General features: G+C 72.7%; 17 protein-coding genes. 3 read left to right on the top strand and 14 right to left on the bottom strand.

The window, feature by feature from the left end:
- Positions 1–64: 64 nt before the first annotated feature.
- The 4 genes from CP969_RS26995 to nsdA form a co-directional block, all read right to left on the bottom strand.
- Positions 65–2,515 (bottom strand): [protein-PII] uridylyltransferase, encoded by a 2,451-nt coding sequence (locus CP969_RS26995; RefSeq protein WP_016824503.1) that lies wholly within the window; start codon positions 2,513–2,515, stop codon positions 65–67.
- A 29-nt stretch (positions 2,516–2,544) separates the two neighbouring features.
- A complete protein-coding gene (locus CP969_RS26990) occupies positions 2,545–2,883 on the bottom strand; it encodes a P-II family nitrogen regulator (RefSeq protein WP_004924863.1) in 339 nt (112 codons plus the stop codon).
- Positions 2,880–4,220, bottom strand: coding sequence for an ammonium transporter (locus CP969_RS26985; RefSeq protein WP_016824504.1), 1,341 nt, complete (start codon positions 4,218–4,220; stop codon positions 2,880–2,882). Before CP969_RS26985 ends, CP969_RS26990 begins: the two co-directional genes overlap by 4 nt.
- Before the next feature lie 396 nt (positions 4,221–4,616).
- Positions 4,617–6,113 carry a transcriptional repressor NsdA gene (gene nsdA / locus CP969_RS26980; RefSeq protein WP_026084852.1) on the bottom strand — a complete coding sequence of 499 codons (1,497 nt, stop codon included), beginning with the start codon at positions 6,111–6,113 and terminating at the stop codon, positions 4,617–4,619.
- 448 nt (positions 6,114–6,561) lie between these two features.
- On the opposite strand from nsdA, the gene CP969_RS26975 reads away from it, so the two are divergent.
- Entirely contained in the window at positions 6,562–7,227 is a 666-nt protein-coding gene (locus CP969_RS26975) for a bifunctional DNA primase/polymerase (protein ID WP_016824506.1), read from the top strand.
- A gap of 129 nt (positions 7,228–7,356) precedes the next feature.
- Here CP969_RS26975 and ftsY read toward each other — a convergent pair whose 3' ends face one another.
- The 5 genes from ftsY to CP969_RS26945 all read right to left on the bottom strand — a co-directional run bounded on the left by ftsY (position 7,357) and on the right by CP969_RS26945 (position 15,193).
- Entirely contained in the window at positions 7,357–8,559 is a 1,203-nt protein-coding gene (gene ftsY, locus CP969_RS26970; protein ID WP_016824507.1) for a signal recognition particle-docking protein FtsY, read from the bottom strand.
- Positions 8,560–8,846: 287 nt separating this feature from the next.
- On the bottom strand, positions 8,847–10,265 hold the full coding sequence (locus tag CP969_RS26965) for a sugar porter family MFS transporter (RefSeq protein ID WP_016824508.1): 1,419 nt from the start codon (positions 10,263–10,265) through the stop codon (positions 8,847–8,849).
- A gap of 227 nt (positions 10,266–10,492) precedes the next feature.
- Complete coding sequence (gene smc, locus CP969_RS26960; protein ID WP_150474970.1) at positions 10,493–14,062, bottom strand: chromosome segregation protein SMC; 3,570 nt, start codon at positions 14,060–14,062, stop codon at positions 10,493–10,495.
- 276 nt (positions 14,063–14,338) lie between these two features.
- Positions 14,339–14,542, bottom strand: a complete 204-nt coding sequence (locus CP969_RS26955; RefSeq protein WP_004982980.1) for a hypothetical protein — start codon at positions 14,540–14,542, stop codon at positions 14,339–14,341.
- 369 nt (positions 14,543–14,911) lie between these two features.
- Positions 14,912–15,193, bottom strand: a complete 282-nt coding sequence (locus CP969_RS26945; RefSeq protein ID WP_004982981.1) for an acylphosphatase — start codon at positions 15,191–15,193, stop codon at positions 14,912–14,914.
- A gap of 176 nt (positions 15,194–15,369) precedes the next feature.
- Between CP969_RS26945 and CP969_RS26940 the strand changes: the two genes are divergently transcribed.
- Together CP969_RS26940 and CP969_RS26935 are read left to right on the top strand one after the other, a co-directional pair.
- Positions 15,370–16,656, top strand: a complete 1,287-nt coding sequence (locus CP969_RS26940) for a CAP domain-containing protein (protein WP_016824510.1) — start codon at positions 15,370–15,372, stop codon at positions 16,654–16,656.
- Between the two features lie 171 nt (positions 16,657–16,827).
- Positions 16,828–17,229 carry a winged helix-turn-helix transcriptional regulator gene (locus tag CP969_RS26935; RefSeq protein WP_004982989.1) on the top strand — a complete coding sequence of 134 codons (402 nt, stop codon included), beginning with the start codon at positions 16,828–16,830 and terminating at the stop codon, positions 17,227–17,229.
- Here the strand turns inward: CP969_RS26935 and mutM are convergent.
- From mutM to CP969_RS26910, 5 genes are all read right to left on the bottom strand, one after another.
- Positions 17,202–18,062: a bifunctional DNA-formamidopyrimidine glycosylase/DNA-(apurinic or apyrimidinic site) lyase gene (mutM, locus tag CP969_RS26930; RefSeq protein ID WP_004982991.1), complete on the bottom strand. Its 861-nt coding sequence runs from the start codon at positions 18,060–18,062 to the stop codon at positions 17,202–17,204. The genes CP969_RS26935 and mutM overlap by 28 nt on opposite strands.
- Before the next feature lie 79 nt (positions 18,063–18,141).
- Positions 18,142–19,014 (bottom strand): ribonuclease III, encoded by an 873-nt coding sequence (rnc, locus tag CP969_RS26925; RefSeq protein ID WP_171817458.1) that lies wholly within the window; start codon positions 19,012–19,014, stop codon positions 18,142–18,144.
- Between the two features lie 7 nt (positions 19,015–19,021).
- Positions 19,022–19,195 carry a 50S ribosomal protein L32 gene (rpmF, locus tag CP969_RS26920; RefSeq protein ID WP_003951102.1) on the bottom strand — a complete coding sequence of 58 codons (174 nt, stop codon included), beginning with the start codon at positions 19,193–19,195 and terminating at the stop codon, positions 19,022–19,024.
- 2 nt (positions 19,196–19,197) lie between these two features.
- The gene (locus CP969_RS26915; protein ID WP_004982996.1) at positions 19,198–19,842 is read right to left on the bottom strand and encodes a YceD family protein; all 645 of its coding nucleotides are present in this window, start codon (positions 19,840–19,842) and stop codon (positions 19,198–19,200) included.
- Between the two features lie 180 nt (positions 19,843–20,022).
- Positions 20,023–21,144, bottom strand: a complete 1,122-nt coding sequence (locus CP969_RS26910) for a hypothetical protein (RefSeq protein WP_016824512.1) — start codon at positions 21,142–21,144, stop codon at positions 20,023–20,025.
- Positions 21,145–21,172 lie beyond the last annotated feature (28 nt).

Below are 21,172 nucleotides of genomic sequence, written 5' to 3'. Positions count from 1 at the left end.
GGCAGGGACGAGATCCCGCGTCGGCGGGGAGCACGCCCGGTGCACGAGGGATCGGCCGGCGAGGTCATGCCCGGAGCGCCTCCGCCAGCTTCCCGACCGCCGAGGCCGCGTCGTCTCCCGGCAGGGGCGCCCCCGCGGGAGTCGTCACGTAGAAGGCGTCGACCGCGTTGGAGCCCAGCGTGCTCACATGCGCGCTGCGCACCCGCACCCCCGCGTCCTCCAGCGCCCGTCCGATCCGGAACAGCAGCCCCGGCGCGTCCTGGGCCCGGACCTCGATCACGGTGGCGTGCCGGGAGGCGGCCGGGGCGACCGTGACGCGCGGCGGCGGGGCGACCACGCCCCGGCGCCGGGGGTGGGCGGCGTCCCGTTCGGCGAGTCGGCCGGCGACGTCCAGGGTGCCGTCCAGGGCGCGTACGAGGTCCGCGCGCAGCCGGGCGGCCCGGGGCAGGGAGCCGTACTCGGCGGCCACGCGCCAGTCCAGCAGCAGCACCGATCCCTCGACGCCGTCCGGCAGGCCCACCGCCCTCAGCTCCGCGGTCCGCACGGTCAGCCGGTGCAGGGCCAGCACCCCCGCCACCGCGGGCAGCACGCCCGGCCGGTCGGGGACGGCGATGAGCAGTTCCACGCCCAGCGGCTCCGGGTCACCGGTGGGTTCCTGCCGCTTCGCGGGCGGCTCGGTCCGCGCCCGCAGCGCCAGCACCGGGCCGCCCGCGGCGACCGCCTCGCGCGCGAGGCGCTCCTGCTCGGTGGTGGGCGCGCTCTCCTCGAAAGCGGCGGGGGCGTTCCCCGCGAACACCGCCGAGACCCGTTTCACCAGGTCGGCGACGAGCGAGGCGCGCCAGGACGACCAGGCGGCGGGGCCGGTGGCGAGCGCGTCGGCCTCGGTCAGGGCGTGCAGCAGCTCCAGGGTGCCCTGGGAGCCGACGGCCCCGGCGACCGCGCGCACGGTCGCCGGGTCGTCCAGGTCGCGCCGGGTGGCGGTCTCCACGAGCAGCAGGTGGTGGCGCACGAGGGCGGCGATCACCGCGGTGTCGTGGCGGTCGAAGCCGATGCGGGCGGCCACGTCCCCGGCGATGACCTCGCCGGCCACCGAGTGGTCCCCGGGCCGGCCCTTGCCGATGTCGTGCAGCAGCGCGGCGACCAGCAGCAGGTCGGGGCGGCCGACCCGGCGGGTGAGCGCGGAGGCGCGCACGGCGGTCTCGACGAGGTGCCGGTCGACGGTCCACAGGTGCACGGCGTTGCGCTGCGGCCGGCAGCGCACCCGCTCCCAGTCGGGGAGCAGCAGGGTGACCAGGCCCTCGGCCTCCAGTGCCTCCCAGACCTCCACGGCGGGGCGGCCGGAGCCCAGCAGGGTGACGAACTGCTCCCGGGCCTCGGCCGGCCAGGGCGTGGGCAGCGGACGCGCTCCGGCCGCCATGCGCCGTACGGCGTGCGGGGAGAGCGGGAGCCCGGCCTGCGCGGCGGCGGCCGCCGCGCGCAGCGGGAGCACGGGGTCGTGTTCGGGGCGCGCGGTGCGCGCGAGCACCGCCTCGCCCTCCTGCTCCACCACCCCCTCGGCCAGGGGGGAGCGCTCGGCGGCGGGCACGCCCCCGCCCAGCAGGGCGCGCCGCCTCGGCCGCGCGGCCCGGGACCGCAGCACACGCCCCACCTCGCGCCAGGTGACGTCACCGGCGTACGCGATGACGCGGGCGGCCTCGTACACCTGCCGCAGCAGCGCGTCGGCGTCGCGCAGCGCCAGCTCGGACGCCACCTGGTCCTGGTCCTGGAGCGCGAGCCGGTCGGTCGCGCGGCCGGTCGTCAGATGCAGTGCGTCCCGTACGTCGAGGAGCCGGCGGCGGGCCTCGACGAGGCCCTCGCGCGGGGCGTCGGCGAGCCAGGAGGCGGCGACGGCGCGCAGCGCGGTGGCGTCGCGCAGTCCGCCGCGCGCCTCCTTGAGGTCGGGTTCCAGGAGGTACTGCAGTTCGCCCTGGCGTGCGGCGCGTTCGGCGCACAGCTCCTTAAGTTCGGGGAGCCGTTTCGGCGCCCGGTTGCGCCAGTCGGCCAGCACCGCCGTGCGCAGGGAGGCCGTGAGGCCGAGGTCGCCGGCGAGGTGCCGGGCGTCGAGCAGTCCGAGCTGGACCTTGAGGTCCTCGCCCGCGGTCCTGCGGGCCTCCTCCGGTGTGCGGACGGAGTGGTCGAGCGCGAGGCCCAGGTCCCAGACGGGGTACCAGAGCCGGTCGGCGAGGGCGGCGACCGCCCCGGGGTCGCCGCCGTCGTGCAGCAGGAGCAGGTCGAGGTCGCTGCGCGGGGACAGCTCCGCGCGGCCGTAGCCGCCGACGGCGACCAGGGAGACGCCGCGCGGCTCCCGCGCCCCGGCGGCGAACAGTGCGGCGAGCCAGGCGTCCGTGAGGCCCGCGAGGGCGGTACGGCGCGGCGGCCCGGACCGCGTCCCCCCGGTGAGGAGGCGCAGCCGGGCCGCCGCGTAGCCGCCGGGCCCCGGGTCCTTCGTCTCGTCGTGCGTGTCCGTGCCCGTCATCCGGCGACTCCTGTTCCGTCGGACCGCGGTCAGAGCGCGTCCGGACCGCGCTCGCCGGTCCGGACCCGTACGGCCGTCTCGACCGGGACCGACCAGACCTTGCCGTCACCGATCTTGCCGGTGCGGGCCGCCTTGACGACGACGTCGATGAGCTGTTCGGCGTCGTCGTCCTCCACCAGCACCTCGATGCGGATCTTGGGGACCAGGTCGACGGTGTACTCGGCCCCGCGGTAGACCTCGGTGTGGCCGCGCTGGCGGCCGTAGCCGCTGGCCTCGGTGACGGTGAGACCGTGCACGCCGAAGGCCTGCAGGGCCTCCTTGATCTCGTCGAGCCGGTGCGGCTTCACGACGGCGGTGATGAGCTTCATGCGTCCACCTTCTTGCTCTCGGCCGGGGCGGCGGGGGCGGTGGCGGCGGTGCGGGCCGCGCCGCCGCCACCGCCGCTGAAGTCGTACGCGGTCTCGGCGTGCTCGGCCCGGTCGATGCCGGCCACCTCGTCGTCCCCGGAGACGCGCATGCCGATGGTCCGATCGAGGAGGAAGGCGAGGACCGCGGAGACGACCAGGGAGTAGGCGAGGACCCCGGCGACACCGGCGCACTGCTTCCAGAACTGGTCGAGGCCGCCGCCGTAGAAGAGGCCCGCGACGTCGGACTGGCCCTTGCCGGTGGCGAAGAAGCCGACGAGCAGGGAGCCGAGGATGCCGCCGACGAGGTGGACGCCGACGACGTCGAGGGAGTCGTCGTAGCCGAACCGGTACTTCAGGCCGACGGCCATGGCGCACAGCACACCGGCGACGGCGCCGACCGCGAGCGCGCCGAGCGGGGAGACCGCGCCGCCGGCCGGGGTGATGGCGACCAGGCCGGAGACCGCGCCGGAGGCGGCGCCCAGGGTGGTGAAGGCGCCGTGGCGGATCTTCTCGTAGGCGAGCCAGCCGAGGACCGCGGCACCGGTGGCGACCTGGGTGTTGACGAACATCAGCGCGCCGACGCCGTCGTCGTTGCCGAGCCAGGAGCCGGCGTTGAAGCCGAACCAGCCGAACCACAGCAGGGCCGCGCCGAGCATGACCAGCGGGAGGCTGTGCGGGCGCATCGGGTCCTTCTTGAAGCCGATGCGCCTGCCGATGACCAGGATCACGCCGAGTGCGGCGGCGCCGGCGTTGATGTGGACCGCCGTACCGCCGGCGAAGTCGATGACGCCCAGCTCGAAGGCCCAGCCACCGGAGCCCCAGACCCAGTGCGCGACCGGGAAGTAGACGACGGTGACCCACAGGGCGACGAACAGCGCCCAGGCGGTGAACTTCACGCGGTCCGCGAGCGCGCCGCTGATCAGGGCGGGCGTGAGGACGGCGAACATCATCTGGAAGACCAGGAAGACGAAGAGCGGGATGGTGGTGCCGTCCCACAGCTCGGTCAGGCCGATGCCGCTGAGCCCGACCCAGTCGGAGTTCCAGCCGATGACGCCGCCGGAGTCGGTGCCGAACGCCAGGGAGAAGCCGTACAGCACCCACAGGACGGTGACGATCCCCAGGCTGATGAAGCTCATCATCAGCATGTTCAGCGTGCTCTTGACGCGGACCATGCCCCCGTAGAAGAAGGCCAGGCCCGGGGTCATGAGCATCACCAGGGCGGAACAGATGAGCATGAACCCTGTGTTGGCGGCGGAGAGCGTGGGCGTCTCCGCGGCCAGGGTGATGGCTGGTGCCATCGGCGTCTCCTCGTCGTTGGTACGGCCCCGTGCGGGCGAAGCCTGAGCGGATGGAGGGGTGGGCCGGTTATGCGCCATGAGATTGGCGCAGCGCGGTTTCGGTGGAAGCCCCTCGCTGTTTCGCCGCCGTGACGAAGGGACCCGGCGTGTTACGGGTCGGTGAACCGCCGGATCCGGACAGCACCGATCGCTGTCGTGACGCCCCCTTCACCGCACGGCACGACGACCGCCCGTGGAGGGACCACGGCGAGCGGCCCCGTCCGCGAGGGCGGCGCCGGCCTGGGCGCGGAAAAGGGCCGGCCGCGGTCGGCCTCCGAATGACCTGGCATGGGGGAGCCGAGTCGGGCAGTTCGGGAGGGCCGGCCGCGGCCGGGGCTCAACGGTTCCTCGGGAGTGTCAGACCGCCTCCGCCGACTCGGGCAGCTCGATCGCGAGTCGCTCGGTGAGATCGACGACGTCGGCGAGGTCCCCGAAGTCGCGTACGGCCGTGTCGACCGTCTTTCGGATACGAGTGTTGACGCGTTCGGAACGGACCTTCTTGGCCGCCTTGATGGCCTCGGTGGCGAAAACCACGCTCTGTTCGGGCTCCCGTTGGAGCAGGTGCACCGTGGCCTTGCCGATCAGGTTGAGGGCGTAGGACCGCTGGTGCTCGCCGCTCTCCTGGCCGAACAGTTCCACGGCCCGCTGCATGAGCGGCTCGGCGAGGGAGGCGTAGGTGGGGCTGCGGCCGGCGACGTAGGCGAGGTCGCGGAAGGAGTGGGAGTTCTCCGCGTACAGCTCGGCCTCGGAGAAGAAGCGGATCCAGTCGGGGTCCGGCTCGTCCCACTCGGCGGCCTCGGCGAAGGTGTCCTCGGCCATCCTGACCGCCCGCTTGCACCGGCCGGGCTGGCCCATGTTGGCGTAGGCGCGGGCCTCCATCGCGTACAGCATCGACTGGGTGCGCGGGCTCGCGCAGTCCCGGCTGCCGTACTGGGCGAGGTGGATGAGCTCCAGGGCGTCCTCGGGCCGGCCGAGGTGGATCATCTGGCGGCTCATGTTGGAGAGGACGTAGGAGCCGAGCGGCCGGTCGCCGGCCTCCTTGGCGGCGTGCAGGGCGAGCACGAAGTACTTCTGCGCGGTGGGCTGGAGCCCGACGTCGTACGACATCCAGCCGGCCAGTTCGGCCAGTTCGGCGGCGACCTTGAACAGTCGCCGGGTGGTGGTCTCGGGCTGGGGCTCCTGGAGCAGGTCCGTCACCTCGTGCAGCTGGCCGACGACCGCCTTGCGGCGCAGGCCGCCGCCGCACTGGGCGTCCCACTGGCGGAACATCACGGTGGTGGCCTCCAGCAGGTCCAGCTCCGGCTTGGACAGCCGGCCCCGGGCCCGCCCGGGGGACGCCACCGGGTCCGGCTCGGGCCGGGGCTGTGGGGCGGACGGGGTGGGGACGAGCCAGCGCTGCATGGGCTCGATGAGGGGCGGGCCCGCGGAGAGGGCCAGCGAGCTCCCGAGGAAGCCGCGCCGCGCCAGCATCAGGTCGCTGCGCGAGAACTCGCTGAGCAGGGCCACGGTCTGCGGGCCCGTCCAGGGCAGGTCGACGCCGGTCGCGGAGGGTGACGGGCGGGCGGTGCGCAGGCCCAGGTCCTCGACGGAGACCACGACGCCGAAGCGTTCGGAGAACAGCTCGGACAGGATCCTGGGGATCGGCTCGCGCGGGTTCTCGCCGTCCAGCCAGCGGCGCACGCGCGAGGTGTCGGTGGAGATGTGGTTGGCGCCCAACTGGCGTGCTCTGCGGTTGACTTGGCGGGCCAGTTCGCCCTTGGACCAACCGCTGCGGACGAACCACGAGGCGAGGAGTCCGTTCGGGCGTTTCTCCGTGCCCGCAGCATTCGTCCCGCCGCCGCCGTTGCCGCTCACTGGAACGCCCCCATCCCTGAAGACCACTTGTCGCTGAGTGCGCCAAGCCCTATCAGAATGCCGGTTGCCGGGGCCGCCCGTCCGGCGGTTGCCACCCCTCGAACGGAAAGCCGAGTTGCCTCCGGCATACCCACGAGTGCATGTGCCCCAAGAAGCCGTGCACTCACCGTAGTCCTACGATCACCCGTCTCACCATGGCGAAACCACAATCGCCACCATTCGCCACCCCTTCGAATGAACCCACGACCGTCGACCCACGCTTCACTTGACACAGGACAGTCAGGGATGGGTGCAGTAGTGCGCGCAGGGGCGCGCACCGTGGAACACACCACCCCCGAACACTTCCAAGCGCCGACTGAGCGGTGCGGCGCGGGGAAGTCGGAATACAGAGAGTCACGTTCCGCGTCCGCTGCGTAACCAGCGGTACGCCGGACCCGTTGGAGGGGGCATGGGCTTCACGATCGGCATCAGTCGGGGCATCCGCGACATCCGGTCCGGCTCGCGCCGCCGGGGGCGCTCGTCGGACGGCACCGCCGTGGCGGAGTACACCGGGCTGTGGGGCTGGGACGTGGTGCCGGGCGCCCGGGCCGCCTCGGGCATCTGCTCCTGCGGCCGGACCGGCTGCCGGGCACCGGGCGCGCACCCCCTGGACTTCGCCCCGGTGATCCCCGCCGGCACACCGCTGGACGCGGCGACCGGGATCTGGGCCGAGTTCCCCGGGGCCTCGGTGATGCTGCCGGTCGGGCGGGCGTTCGATGTCATCGACGTCGCCGAGCCCGCCGGGCGCCGCGCCCTGGCCCGGCTGGAGCGCATGGGCCTGCCGGTCGGTCCGGTCACCGCCACCCCGGACGGCCGCGCCCACTTCCTCGTCGCGCCCGGCGCCGCCGCCGCGCTGCCCGAGCTGCTCTACCGCATGGGCTGGGACGACCCGGCCGCCCTCGACCTGCGGGGCCTCGGACCCGGCACGCACATCACGGCACCGCCGTCCGACCGGGGCGGCCTCGGCCCGGTGCGCTGGCTGCGTTCCCCCACCCTGGACCCGGCGTCCCGGCCGCCCGAGGCCCGGCTGGTGCTCGGCACGCTGGCGTACGTGGCGCACCGGTCGCGGAGGTGACCCCCGGCGCCGCCGACCGCCGGGGGGCACGCCGCTCCCGCGAGCTGGCCCCGTGCACGGCGAAGCGCCCGTCCCCGGACGATCCGGGAGCGGGCGCTTCTTCGCGTGGGCAGCAGGGGTCTTGAGGGATCAGTCCCCGAGGAGCGCGTCCACGAACGCCTCCGGCTCGAACGGCGCCAGGTCGTCCGCGCCCTCGCCGAGGCCGATCAGCTTCACCGGGACGCCCAGCTCGCGCTGGACGGCGATCACGATGCCGCCCTTGGCCGTGCCGTCCAGCTTGGTGAGCACGATGCCGGTGATGTCGACGACCTCGGCGAAGACCCGGGCCTGGACCAGTCCGTTCTGACCGGTGGTGGCGTCGAGCACCAGCAGCACCTCGTCCAGCGGGGCCTGCTTCTCCACGACGCGCTTGACCTTGCCGAGCTCGTCCATGAGGCCGGTCTTGGTGTGCAGGCGGCCGGCGGTGTCGATGAGCACGGCGTCCGCGGCCATCTCCTTGCCCTCCTTGACCGCGTCGAACGCCACGGAGGCCGGGTCGCCGCCCTCGGGACCGCGCACGGTGTGGGCCCCGACCCGCTCGCCCCAGGTCTGGAGCTGGTCCGCGGCGGCGGCGCGGAAGGTGTCGGCGGCGCCGAGGACGACGGTGTTGCCGTCGGCGACCAGCACGCGGGCGAGCTTGCCGGTGGTGGTGGTCTTGCCGGTGCCGTTGACCCCGACGACCATCACGATGCCCGGGCCGCCGGCCGCGTTCTCCGTGTGCACGGTGCGGTCCATCTCGGGGCCGACCAGCGTGATCAGCTCCTGGCGGAGCAGGCCGCGCAGTTCCTCGGGCGTACGGGTGCCGAGCACCTTCACGCGCTCGCGCAGCCGCTCGACCAGCTCCTGCGTGGGCTGCACGCCGACGTCGGCGGTGAGCAGGGTGTCCTCGATCTCCTCCCAGGTGTCCTCGTCGAGGTGCTCGCGGGACAGCAGGGTGAGCAGGCCCTTGCCCAGGGCGTTCTGCGAACGGGAGAGACGGGCGCGCAGCCGGATCAGACGTCCGGCGGTGGGCTCCGGGATCTCGATCGGGGGAGCCTCGACGATGGGCGGCTCCTCGACGGTGACGGGAGCGGGGCCGCCCGGAAGATCAACCTCCTCGATGGTGCGCCGCGGTTCCTCCCGCGGCGTCTCGGCCTCGTCGCCGACGTGCGGCTCGGCCGGGGGGGCGGTGATGTCGGGCGCGGCGGGCGGTGGCGGGGGCAGCGACTTCTTGCGCCTGCTCCCGACGATGAGCCCGCTGAGCGCGCCGAGCACGACCACGGCGATGACTACAGCAAGGATGACGATGTCCATAACGGGTCCAGTATCAGCCATGGGCACCCCCCTCGCCCCGATGCCGACCCGCCCGGACGGCCCGTGCCGCACGGTGCCGGCGGCCCGGCGATCCGGCGGCGCCCCGGTCGGCGCTCCCGGCCCGGGACTCCCCGCGTACGGCGGCGCGCACAGGGCGCCGCCCCGGCTCGGACGGTACCGGGCCGGGGCGGCGGTGGGGGGTACGAGGAGAGGGGCAGCGGGGACTTGGGCCCTTCTCCCCGGGTCCGCGGGACGGGTCGGGCCCGTCCGGCGCGCGGGAGGGCGGGTCAGCCCATCTCCTCCAGCGTCTTGCCCTTCGTCTCCTTCACGAACTTCAGGACGAACGGGATGGAGAGCGCGGCGAAGAACGTGTAGATCACGTAGGTGCCGGAGAGGTTCCAGTCGGCCAGCGACGGGAAGCTCGCGGTGATGGCCCAGTTGGCGATCCACTGGGCGGCGGCGGCCACGCCCAGGGCGGCGGCGCGGATCCGGTTCGGGAACATCTCGCCGAGCATGACCCAGACGACCACGCCCCAGGACAGGGCGAAGAAGAGGACGAAGACGTGGGCGGCGATCAGGGCGACCCAGCCCTGGGTAGCCGGGAGCTTGCCGTCGACGAGGTCGAAGGAGAACGCCCAGGCTTCCAGCGCGAGGCCGATCACCATGCCGACGGAGCCGATGATCGCGAGCGGCCTGCGGCCGATGCGGTCCACGAAGATCATCGCGATCACGGTGCCGACGATGTTGATGATCGACGTGGTGAAGGAGTAGAAGAACGAGGCCGTCGGGTCGACACCGACCGACTGCCACAGCGTCGCGGAGTAGTAGAAGGCGACGTTGATGCCGACGAACTGCTGGAAGACCGACAGGCCGATGCCGATCCAGACGATCGGCTTGAAGAAGAAGCTCCCGCCGAGCAGGTCCTTGAAGCTGGACTTCTCCTCACGGTGCATCGCCGACTCGATCTCGGTGACGCGGGCGTCCAGGTCGACGTCCTTGCCCTCGACCTCCTCGAGGACCCGCCGGGCGCGCTCGCGGCGGCCGACGGAGATCAGGTAGCGCGGGGACTCGGGGATGGCGAAGGAGAGCAGACCGTAGAGGACGGCGGGGATCACCATGACGCCGAGCATGAGCTGCCAGGCCTCCAGGCCCAGCAGCTTGCCGCGCTGGTCGCCGTCGGCGGCGTTCAGGATGCCCCAGTTGACCAGCTGGGAGGTGGCGATGCCGATGACGATCGCGGCCTGCTGGAAGGAGCCGAGCCGGCCGCGGTAGGCGGGCGGGGCGACCTCGGCGATGTAGGCCGGGCCGATGACGGAGGCCATGCCGATGGCGAAGCCGCCGACGACGCGCCAGAAGGCGAGGTCCCACAGGGCGAAGGGCAGCGCGGATCCGACGGCGCTGACGGCGAACAGGACCGCGGCGATCTGCATGCAGCGGATGCGGCCGATGCGGTCGGCTATGCGGCCGGCGGTCGCGGCACCGATGGCGCAGCCGATCAGGGCGACGGCGATGACCTGCGCGAGGGCGGCGGAGCCGATGTCGTAGCGGTCGCGGATGGCCTCGACGGCGCCGTTGATCACCGAACTGTCGTAGCCGAAGAGGAAACCGCCCATCGCGGCGGCCGCCGCGATGAAGATGACGTGCCCGAGATGTTCGGGATGAGCCGCCCCGGCTCCTGACTTCTGCGCCTGCGCTGTGCTGGTCACGTGTACTCCTCGGGCCACCGGCAACGTCGCCGGATGGGGGGTCAGCCCTTCGAGGTCCACCTGAAGGTGCCTGAAGGTAAAAGCAACGAAGCAGAGACTATGTGTTCAATTTTCGAAGTCAACAGGGGGCCAAGTAGAAGTTTCCTTGGCGTTACCTCAGAGACTGACTTCACAAGTTGAAGCAAAAAGGGGAGGATGCGGGCCAGAAAGGTGCAATCTGCACGGAGTTAGCGGAGGCGCTGGCTGATGACCTTCGACACGCCGTCGCCCTGCATGGAGACGCCGTAGAGCGCGTCGGCGACCTCCATGGTGCGCTTCTGGTGCGTGATCACGATCAGCTGCGAGGCCTCCTGCAGCTCCTGCATGATCCCGATCAGCCGCTGGAGGTTGGTGTCGTCGAGGGCGGCCTCGACCTCGTCCATCACGTAGAACGGACTGGGCCGCGCCTTGAAGATCGACACGAGCAGGGCCACGGCGGTCAGCGACCGCTCCCCGCCCGAGAGCAGCGACAGCCGCTTGACCTTCTTGCCCGGCGGACGCGCCTCGACGTCCACGCCCGTGGTGAGCATGTCGTCGGGGTCGGTCAGCACGAGGCGTCCCTCACCGCCCGGGAACAGGCGGGAGAAGACGCCCTCGAACTCGCGGGCCGTGTCCCGGTAGGCCTCGGTGAAGACCTGCTCGACCCGTTCGTCGACCTCCTTGACGACCTGGAGCAGGTCCGCGCGGGTCTTCTTCAGGTCCTCCAACTGCTCGCCGAGGAACTGGTGGCGTTCCTCGAGCGCCGCGAACTCCTCCAGGGCGAGCGGGTTCACCTTGCCGAGCTGCTGGTACGCGCGCTCGGCGGCCTTCAGGCGCTTCTCCTGCTCGGCCCGGACGAAGGGGCGGGGCCTGTTGCGCGGGTGCTCCGGGTCCTCCGGCAGCCGTTCGCCCTCGGCGGGGGGCGAGGGCGGCACCGGCTGCCGCGGCCCGTACTCCGCCACCAGCCCTGCCGGTTCGACACCCAGTTCCTCCAGCGCCTTGGTCTCCAGCTGCTCGATCCGCAGCCGCTTCTCGGCGCCGAGTACCTCGCCCCGGTGAACTGAATCCGTCAACTTGTCGAGTTCCGCCTTGAGGTCGCGTCCCTCGGCCCGGGCGCGGGCGAGTTCCTGCTCGCGGTGGGCCTTAGCGGCCTCGGCGGCGGCGCGCTCCTGGTCGGCGCGGGCGAGGGAGACCTCGACGTGCGCCAGCAACTGCCGGGCCCCGGAGGCGACGGCCGCGGCGACGGCCGCCTCGTGCCGCAGCCGGGCACGGCGCCGCTCGGCGCGCGCCCGTGCCTCGCGTTCCGCGCGGGCGGCCCGGTCCAGGGAGTCGGCCCGCCCGGCGAGCCCCTTGACCCGCTCCTCGTGGGTACGGACCTGGAGACGGGCCTCCATCTCGGTCTGGCGGGCGTTGGCGCCGTCGGCGGCGAGCCGGTCGCGCACCGAGGTGTCGGGCTCCTCCGCCCCTCCTTCCCCGAAGGGGGCGCTCTCCTCGGCGACGACGAGCCGTTCGGCGAGCTCCTCGGCCTCGGCGAGCGCCGTGTCCAGGGCTTTCTGGGCCCGGGCCGCGGCGGCGCCGGCCCGCTCGGCCTCCCCGGCGGCACCGCGCGCCTGTCCGGCGAGCCCTCCGAGCCGCTGGGCGACGGCGGACTTCTCCCGGTCCGCGGCCCGGCGCCGCTCCCCCAGCTCCTCGACGAGGGCCGCGCACTCCGTGCGCCGCTCGGCCGCGGCGGCCTGCGCCCCGGCCAGCTCCTCGCACCGCACGGTCAGCTCCTCCAGCTCGGCGGCCGCCTCGTCCACGGACGCCTGCACCTCCAGGAGGCTGGGCGCCCCGGCGGACCCGCCCTGGGCGAAGTGCGCTCCCAGCAGATCGCCCTCGGCGGTGACCGCGGTCAGATCGGGCCGGGCGCGGACGAGGTCCTCGGCCTCCTCCAGGGTGCCGACCACGACGATCCCGCGCAGCAGCCGCCGCACGGCGGGCAGCAGGGCGGCGGGCCCGCGCACCAGATCGGCGGCGTACGGCGGTCCGTCGGCCCGCGGCTGCCGCGGTACGTCGTCGGGGGCGCCGGCGAGCAGCAGGGCGGCCCGGCCGGCGTCCTGCTTGCGCAGCAGGCGGATGGCGTCGGCGGCGTCCGACGGGGACGTCACCGCCAGGGCGTCGGCGGCGGCCCCGAAGGCGGCGGCCAGGGCGATCTCGTGGCCGGGCGCCACGGTGAGGAGTTCGGCGGCCGGTCCCAGCAGTCCGGCGAGCCGGTCCTCGGCCGCGAGCAGGGCCCCGGTGCCGTCCTTGCGGCGCAGGCCCAGGGCGAGGGCGTCGTGGCGGGCCCGGGTCGCGGCGCGTTCGCGCTCGGCCGCGGCGGCCGCCTCGCGGGCGGCGCTCAGGGCGCTCTCCGCCTCGGCCAGCCGGCGCTTGGCCGCCTCGTGCCGCTCGGCGAGTTCCGCGTCACCGGCGTCGAGGCCGTCGACCTCGGCCTTGAGCGCCTCGTACTCCTCCTGGGCGGCGACGGCGCGCTCCCGGGCCTCGTCGCGGGCGGCGGCCAGGCGCTCGATCTCGGACTGGGCGGCGGCGGCACGCGAACGGGCGGCGCCCACCTGGCCCCTGAGCCGGGCGAGCCCTTCCCGCCGGTCGGCGATGGCACGGGCGGCGTCCTTCAGACGCCGTTCCTCCTGAGCCAGTTCGCGCTCCAGTTCGGCGCGGTGGGCGACCGTGTCCTCCAGGGCGCGCTCGGCCGCCTCCAGGGCCGCCTCCAGCTCGGCCTCCTGTTCGCGGATGCGGGCGGCCTCGCGCTCCATGTCCTCGGGGTCGCGGCCGCGCCGCTCCTCGGGGGGCGCGGAGGTGGCGCTCTTCACCCGCGCGTCGGCCAGCGAGATCGTGCCGCGCACCCGTTCGGCGAGCTGGGAGAGCTCGTACCAGGTCTGCTGGGCGTTCTGCAGCCGCGGGACGAGCCGGCGCACCTCCTCCTCCAGCAGGGCCTCGCGCCGGAGGGCCTTGCCCAGCTCCCGTTCGGCCGCCTCCTTGCGCTCCTTCAGGGCGGCCTCGTCGGCGATCTCGGCCTCGAGGGCCTCGCGCAGCCGCACGAGGTCGTCGGCGAGCAGGCGCAGCCGGGCGTCGCGCAGGTCGGCCTGGATGACGGCGGCCCTGCGGGCGACCGCCGCCTGGCGACCGAGGGGCTTGAGCTGCCTCCTGAGCTCGTCGGTGAGGTCCTGCACGCGCGCGAGGTTGGCCTGCATCGCGTCCAGCTTGCGCAGCGCCTTCTCCTTGCGCTTGCGGTGCTTGAGGACGCCGGCGGCCTCCTCGATGAAGGCGCGGCGGCCCATGGGGTCGGCGTGCAGCACGGAGTCGAGCTGGCCCTGGCCGACGATGACGTGCATCTCGCGGCCGATGCCGGAGTCGGAGAGCAGTTCCTGGATGTCCAGGAGACGGCAGGTGTCCCCGTTGATCTGGTACTCGCTGCCGCCGTTGCGGAACATGATCCGCGTGATGGTGACCTCGGAGTACTCGATGGGCAGCGCCCCGTCGGAGTTGTCGATGGTCAGCGACACCTCGGCGCGGCCCAGCGGCGGTCGGCCGGTGGTGCCGGCGAAGATGACGTCCTCCATCTTGCCGCCGCGCAGCGACTTGGCGCCCTGCTCGCCCATGACCCAGCTGAGCGCGTCCACGACGTTGGACTTGCCCGAACCGTTCGGCCCCACGACGCAGGTGATGCCCGGCTCGAACCGGAGGGTGGTGGCCGAGGCGAACGACTTGAAGCCGCGGAGGGTCAGGGCCTTGAGGTGCACGCCGTCGGACTTTACCCGTACGCCGGGAAGGTCTCGCTCCATGAACGCGCGGTTTCGCCGGTGAACGCGCAGGGCACACCAGACGTTGAAGACGGTGAAAGGATGCGCGGGACAAGGAGTACCGGGCACGGGCCCGGGCTCGGGGGCGAAGACGCGGGGGCGAGGACGCGGAGGCAAGAAAGAAGGGACGCCGGGGCGTCCCTTGCAATTCTGACTGCTTGGCGGTTGTGACGGACGGCCCGACCACTGCTGTGCCGTTGTGGAGCGGTGCAGTGATCAGGTGAGCGCAGGCTCCGCCTGGTGTGCGTCAACGCTCTCCATGCTCCTGTCGTGAGAAGCGGCAGCCGCCAGCGCGTCGTTCTCCGCCTGGATGCGTACGAGCTCGGATTCCAGGTCCTGGACGCGCTGCTGGAGCCGTCGCATCTCGGCGAGGAGTCGAGGGTCGGAGCCGCCGACGTAACCGAGAAGCGCCTTTGCCATGATGGATGGTCCTCCACACTGAGTGACCGACCGATGCGGTGTGGGTCGTGAGGGATTTGCACCCGCGGTGCTTGGCAGGCCTGGAGTTGTGCTGCCGTTCAGCCATGCCAAACAGCTAAGGTGCGCGGGGCTTTCAGCGTCTCACCAAAAAGTTTGACGGTCAACACGATCACGCCCCGTATCGGCGGACAACCGGGCGTGCACGGCCGGGCGAGGGCGGTGCCGCGAGGCCTGCGGGTCCTCGGGGGTGCGGCGATCATTTTTGCGGGTGGAGCTTCCCATGACAAGCCGTTCTTGGCAATCACCTGGACTTTTTCCCCGTCCGCAGCCCGCGGCGGGCGCCGGCCGAGCCGCCGGGGGGCGGCGGGCTCAGCGGACGGCGAAGCCCTCGTAGCCGCCGCGCGGTGTGTCCCAGATCTCGGTGACACCGTCCACTCGTCCGGGCGTGTCGCCGGCCCGGAGCCAGTCGAGCAGCCCCTCGCAACGTTCGCGGGAGCCCTCGGCGACCACCTGGACCCGGCCGTCGCCCAGATTGAGAGCAAAGCCACTCAGGCCGCCGATCTCCAGGGCCTTGGCCCGGGTGAACCAGCGGAAACCCACACCTTGGACACGTCCTCGCACCCAGGCGACCAGTCGCACGTCGTCGCTCATGACGGCAACCTAACCGGTCAATGTCCCTGGGGACACTTCCTTCCCAGGCCTCATGCGGTACCGTCCCCACCCATGAATCTCATATGAAACTCACTCGTTGGTGTGAGTTTCGTGTCGATCATGTTTCGCGTAGGTCGCGAGGACGATTCGACCGCGAGGACGAGGAAGGCCAGGACATGGGACGCCACCGACGCTCCGCCGCCGGCCGCGCCGCCACGGGCCGCGCCCCGGGGGTCGCTCACGACGACGGCTCCTACGGCGGGGACCGGGATCCGCTGAGTGCCCGCACCGACGACCCGCCCACGATGGGCATCGCGCCGTACCTGAACCCCGAGGCGTACGCCGAGACGTACGCGAAGAGCGAGGCCTACCTCTTCGGGACGGACGGCGGGACCGAGGTCCTGGACACCGCCGTCCTCGCCGATGACGGGTTCGCGGGCGGTCCCGCCGGCGGCCCCTTCCCGAACGACCCCTTCCCGGGCGGCTCCTTCCCGAACGACCGTTTCCCGGACGGCGACTTCCCGGGCGGTCCCTTCCCCAGCAACCGCTTCCCCAACGACTCCTTCCCGGAAGGCCGTTCCCCCGACGACGGCTTCACGCCCGAAGGGGGCGCCCGGCGTGCGGGCGGGCACCGGCGCCGGAAGAAGAAGAACGCGGCACCGGTCCGCAGCGGTCTGCTCGGTGTCTCCGCCGCGGTGGCCCTCGGCACGGTCGCGGTGGCCACGGGCGCGGTGCCCGGCCTGGAGAACTACAAGCTCGGCGGCGACAGCACCCCCGGTGAGGAGGTGCAGGCCGGGGACCTGGCGACCAACCTGCCCAGCGAGCAGGGCGGCACGTCCGGCAGCGCCCAGCCCCCGAGCCGTGACGCCGGCGCCCCGGCGAACCGCGACTCCGGACGCCCGGTCTCCCCCGAGCCGTCGGCACCGGCCTCCGCCTCGGCCGCGCCGACGAAGGCACCGGAGAAGGAGGCCCCGGAGAAGGAGGCCCCCGCGGCGACTCCGAGCGAGAAGCCGGGGAAGACGCCGCCCCGCACGGCCGAGCCGGAGCCGGAGAAGAAGCCGGGCAGCCCGGTGGCCACGCCGGCGGAGGCCGCCGCCGGGGCCCAGGTCCTCAAGCTGGTCAACGAGGAGCGGGCCAAGGTGGGCTGCAGCCCCGTCATCCCGAACGGCGGCCTGGCAGGTCTGGCCACCGCGTTCAGCAAGGACATGGCCCGGCGGAACTTCTTCGACCACACGGACCCCGACGGCGACACGCCGTGGGACCGGGCCAAGGCGGCCGGTGTCAGCGACCTCGGCGGCGAGAACATAGCCCGCGGCCAGGCCGACGCCGAGGCCGTCATGCAGGCCTGGATGGACAGCCCCGGCCACCGGGCGAACATACTGAACTGCGACTTCAGGACACTGGGCGTGGGTGTCCACTTCGGGCCGGGCGGCCCGTGGTGGACCCAGAACTTCGGCTACTAGGAAGGGCGCGGACACCCCCGGCGCTACGCGGTGCGCGGTCCGCGCGGGGGCGGCGGGCGCGGGGCGTTCCGGGGCCACCGTCCGCGCTTTCCGGAAAACCACCAGGTAAAAGCACTAACTCTCAGTTAGTGCTTTCTGCTGGACGGTGCTGCTCTGAAGTAGGCTTGAACCATGACGACCACGCAGCGGCGCCCGGAGGAGCAGGGCCTCCCCTTCAACGTGTTCGCCAAGGCCTGCCCCTCCCGCGGCACCCTGGAGCACGTGACCGGACGCTGGGGCGCGCTGACGCTCGGCGCGCTGTACGAGGGTTCGCTCCGGTTCAACGAACTGCGCCGCCGGGTCGACGGCGTGAGCGAGAAGATGCTGTCCCAGACACTGCACGCGCTGGAGCGCGACGGCCTGGTGCACCGGGAGGCGCAGCTCACCAACCCGCCCCGCGTGGACTACGAACTCACCCCGCTGGGCCGCGGGGTCGCGCAGCGCCTGCTGTCCCTCATCCGCTTCGTGGAGGACAGCATGGACGCCGTGCTCGAGGCGCGTGAGCGCTACGACGACACGCGCGGCGCCCGCTGACACTTCGGGCAGAAGTAGCTGGAGCGGTTCATCCACGGCCGTCGGCGCACCGGCGTACCGCAGCGGCGGCAGGGCAGTCCCTCGCGGCCGTAGGCGTCCAGGGACCGGTCGAAGTAGCCCGACTCGCCGTTGACGTTGACGTAGAGGCTGTCGAAGCTGGTGCCGCCGACCGCGAGGGCCGCGTTCATGACGTCCCGGACGTGTCCCAGCAGGAGCAGGGTGCGCGGGCGGGTGAAGCCGGCCGTCGGGCTCTCGTAGTGGATGCGGGCGCGCCACAGCGCCTCGTCCGCGTAGATGTTGCCGACGCCGCTGATCAGCGACTGGTCGAGCAGGGCCCGCTTGATGGTGGTCCGCTTGCGGCGCAGCGCCCGGTGGAAGGCCTCGTCGTCGAAGAGCGGGTCGAGCGGGTCGCGGGCGATGTGCGCGATGACGTCCGGCAGGCCGTCGGGGGTGGTGTCGTGCAGCGACAGGCCGCCGAAGGTGCGCTGGTCGACGAAGCGGAGTTCGGTGTGCAGATCGTCCGCGAAACGGACCCGGATGCGCAGGTGCTTCTCGTCCGGTGCGTCGTGCGGCTGGACGAGGAGCTGGCCGCTCATGCCGAGGTGGGCCAGGACCGACTGGTCCGTGTCCTCCAGCGGCAGCCACAGGTACTTGCCGCGGCGGTCGGCGGTGCCGATGCGGTGGCCCTCGAGGCGGTGCGCGAAGTCGTCGGCGCCGGCGAGGTGGCGGCGCACCGCGCGCGGGTGCAGCACCTCGGCCTCGGCGACGGTGCGATGGGCGACCCACCGTTCGAGTCCGCGCCGTACGACCTCGACCTCGGGCAGCTCGGGCATGGTTCCCCCTCCAGGGGCGGTTGTACGAACACCGAGCGCCCGTCCCGGGTCGGGACGGGCGCTCGGGACGTGCTGTCGGTCAGGCGGAGGCCGACGGGGCGTCGGCGCTCTTGCCGGTGGCCCGTGCCTCGGCGGCCCGGACGGCCTCCTCGGCCTCGGCCGCCGCCTTGGCGCGCTCGTCCGCCGCGTCCTTGATGGAGCGCCAGGCGGACTCGGCGGCCTGCTGCTCCGCCTCCTTCTTGCTGCGGCCGGTGCCGGTGCCGTACGAGACGCCTCCGACGCGGGCGGCAGCAGTGAAGGTCTTCTCGTGGTCGGGGCCGGTCTCCGTGACCAGGTACTCGGGGACACCGAGCCCCTCGGTCGCGGTGAGTTCCTGGAGACTGGTCTTCCAGTCCAGTCCGGCACCGAGGTTGGAGGACTTCTCGATCAGCGGGTCGAACAGGCGGTGCACCAGCTCCGCCGCCGAGTCCAGGCCCTGGTCGAGATAGACCGCGCCGATCACCGCTTCGAGGGTGTCGGCGAGGATGGACGCCTTGTCCCGGCCGCCCGTGCCCTCTTCACCGCGGCCGAGCCGGATGAAGGAACCCAGATCGAGGCCGCGGCCCACCTCCGCCAGCGCACGCGAGTTGACCACCGCGGCCCGCAGCTTGGCCAGCTGGCCCTCGGGCAGGTCGGGGTGGGTGCGGTACAGCGTGTCCGTGACGACGAGGCCGAGCACGGAGTCCCCGAGGAACTCCAGCCGCTCGTTCGTCGGCAGACCGCCGTTCTCGTACGCGTAGGAACGGTGGGTCAGCGCACGCACCAGAAGGGCGGACTCGACCTGGTAGCCGAGCCGCCCTTCCAGAAGCGTGTGGGACGAGGCCTGGTTGTCCGCCGGAGCACCCCCGCGTCGACGGGGACTGCTGGTTTCGGCGTCTTCCGCCTTCTTGGCAGTGGACACAGTGCCTCTCACCAGCCGCTCAGACCTCGAGGACCTGGCGCTTGTTGTAAGTGCCGCACGACGGGCACGCGATGTGCTGCTGCTTGGGCTCGTGGCAGCGCTCGCACGCAACCAGGGTGGGGACCGCAGCCTTCCACTGCGACCGGCGGTGGCGCGTGTTGCTGCGCGACATCTTCCGCTTCGGAACAGCCACGGCTACTTCTCCTGCTTCTCGTCGACGCCCGGTTCGGCGCCGCCCATCTCGTCCTTCTCGCCGTCCTTCATGGTGTCGGCGAGTCCCTGCAAAGCCGCCCAACGGATGTCGACGGCGTCATGGTGGTGATCCGGGTCGTCAGCGAGCCGCGCTCCGCACTCGGAGCACAGACCCGGGCAGTCTTCCCGGCACACCGGCTGCATCGGCAGTGCGAGCACCACCGCGTCACGCAGCACGGGCTCGAGGTCGATCAGACCGTCCTCGACAAAGAGCCTGTCCTCGTCCTCCTCGGCGTCGTCGCCCGGTTCCGCGATCACGCGGCCCCGGTCGTCGGCGTCAGGGTACGAGAACATCTCCTGGAAGTCCGCTTCGAGCTCCAGCCCGAGCGGCTCCAGACACCTTACGCACTCCCCCTCGGCCGTGGCACGGGCGGTGCCCGTGACGAGCACACCTTCCATGACCGACTCGAGCCGGAGTTCGAGCTCCACCGGAGCGCCCTCCGGCACCCCGACGACCCCCTTGATACCGAAGTCCTTGGGAGCGTCGACCGTACGGGTCAGGCGCTGCAGCGCACCGGGCCGCCGACCCAGCTCGTGCGTGTCGAGCACAAGGGGGTTGCGGTGGTCGAGGCGGGCGTTCAGGGCCATTCCTGCTTTCGGTCTGCGGAACTCGGAGGAACGCTGCCCCCGGGGCTTCCCGTACGTCCGGACAGCGGTGATCGCGGATGTCCACATCATCAGCGTGAACGCACGCGCGACCGAAGAGCCAGAATACTGGACCTTTCGCTCTCAGCCCAATCCGGGTCCCCGACGGCCGGCGACGGCCGGTCAGCCGTTGCCGCGGCCCTGTTCGTAGGCCCGCAACTGCTCGGCGCTGATCATGCTCGTGTCGAAGAGACTGGTCTCGTCGAGGGCGGGCTGGGCCTGCTGGGGGACGTAGCCCTGCTGGGCCTGACCGGGATCGTACGCCGGCTGCTGCGGGGCGTCGTAGCCCTGGTAGGCGGCGTACGGGTCGGCCTGCTGGAGGGGGGTGCCTCCCGCCGGAGCGTAGCCGGAGGTGGGGGAGTAGGCGTCCTGCCCGCCGCCGTACTGCTCCGGGTAGCCGCCGTACGGATCCGGCTGCTGGGCCTGCTGCGGGTAGTCGTAGGCCGGCTGCTGCGGGATGTAGTCCTGCTGCGGGGAGGCCTGCTGCGGGACCTGCGCGGGCGGCTGGGACGGCGGGGCCGGGGTGTCCGCGATCGCCGCGAGGTCGGCGAGGTAGTCGGCGTCGCTGGAGTGCTGCACGGTCGTGGGGTCGTCGGCGAGGGCGCCGAGGTCGTCGGTGGCGATCCGGCCGTGCAGTTTCTGGCGGCCCCGGCCGACCGCCTCCAGGGTCTTGGCGAGGACCGCCTCGAAGGCGCCGAGCTTGGCGTCGACGTACTCGTCGGCGGTGCGGCGCAGGGTCTCCGGGTCGTGGCTGCGCTCGGGGGCGTCCTCGTCCTCGTAGCCCTGCTCGTCCAGACCGGGGCCGGTGCCGAGCAGCTTCTCGCGGCCGCGGCCGACCGAGCCGAGGGTCTTGGTGAGGACGACCTCGAAGTTGGCGAGCTTGGAGTCGACGTAGTCGTCGGCCTCCGCGCGGATCTCCTCGGCCTCCTTGCGGGCCTCGGCGAGGATGCGGTCGGCCTCGGCCTGGGAGCGGCGGGCGACCTCGGTGCCGGCGATCAGGGAGCCGCGCTCGGCATGGGCGCTCTCGATGATCCGCTCGGCCTCCTGCCGGGCCTGCTCGACCATCTGCTCCCGGTCGCCGATGAGTTCCTGGGCCTGGGCGAGGGAGCCGGGGAGCGCCGCGCGCACCTCGTCGAGCTTCGAGAGCAGGTCGGCGCGGTTGACCACGCACGAGGCCGACATGGGCATCGACCGGGCACTGGAGACCGCGGCGACGATCTCGTCGAGCTTCTTCTGCACGTCCACCGTGTGCTCGCCACTCTCTACAGCTGTG

The organism is Streptomyces viridosporus T7A, assembly GCF_008704515.1.
GTDB classification, from domain to species: Bacteria; Actinomycetota; Actinomycetes; order Streptomycetales; family Streptomycetaceae; genus Streptomyces; species Streptomyces viridosporus.
Note: the sequence above shows the minus strand (reverse complement) of the source record. Positions and strands in the feature narration are given on the sequence as shown.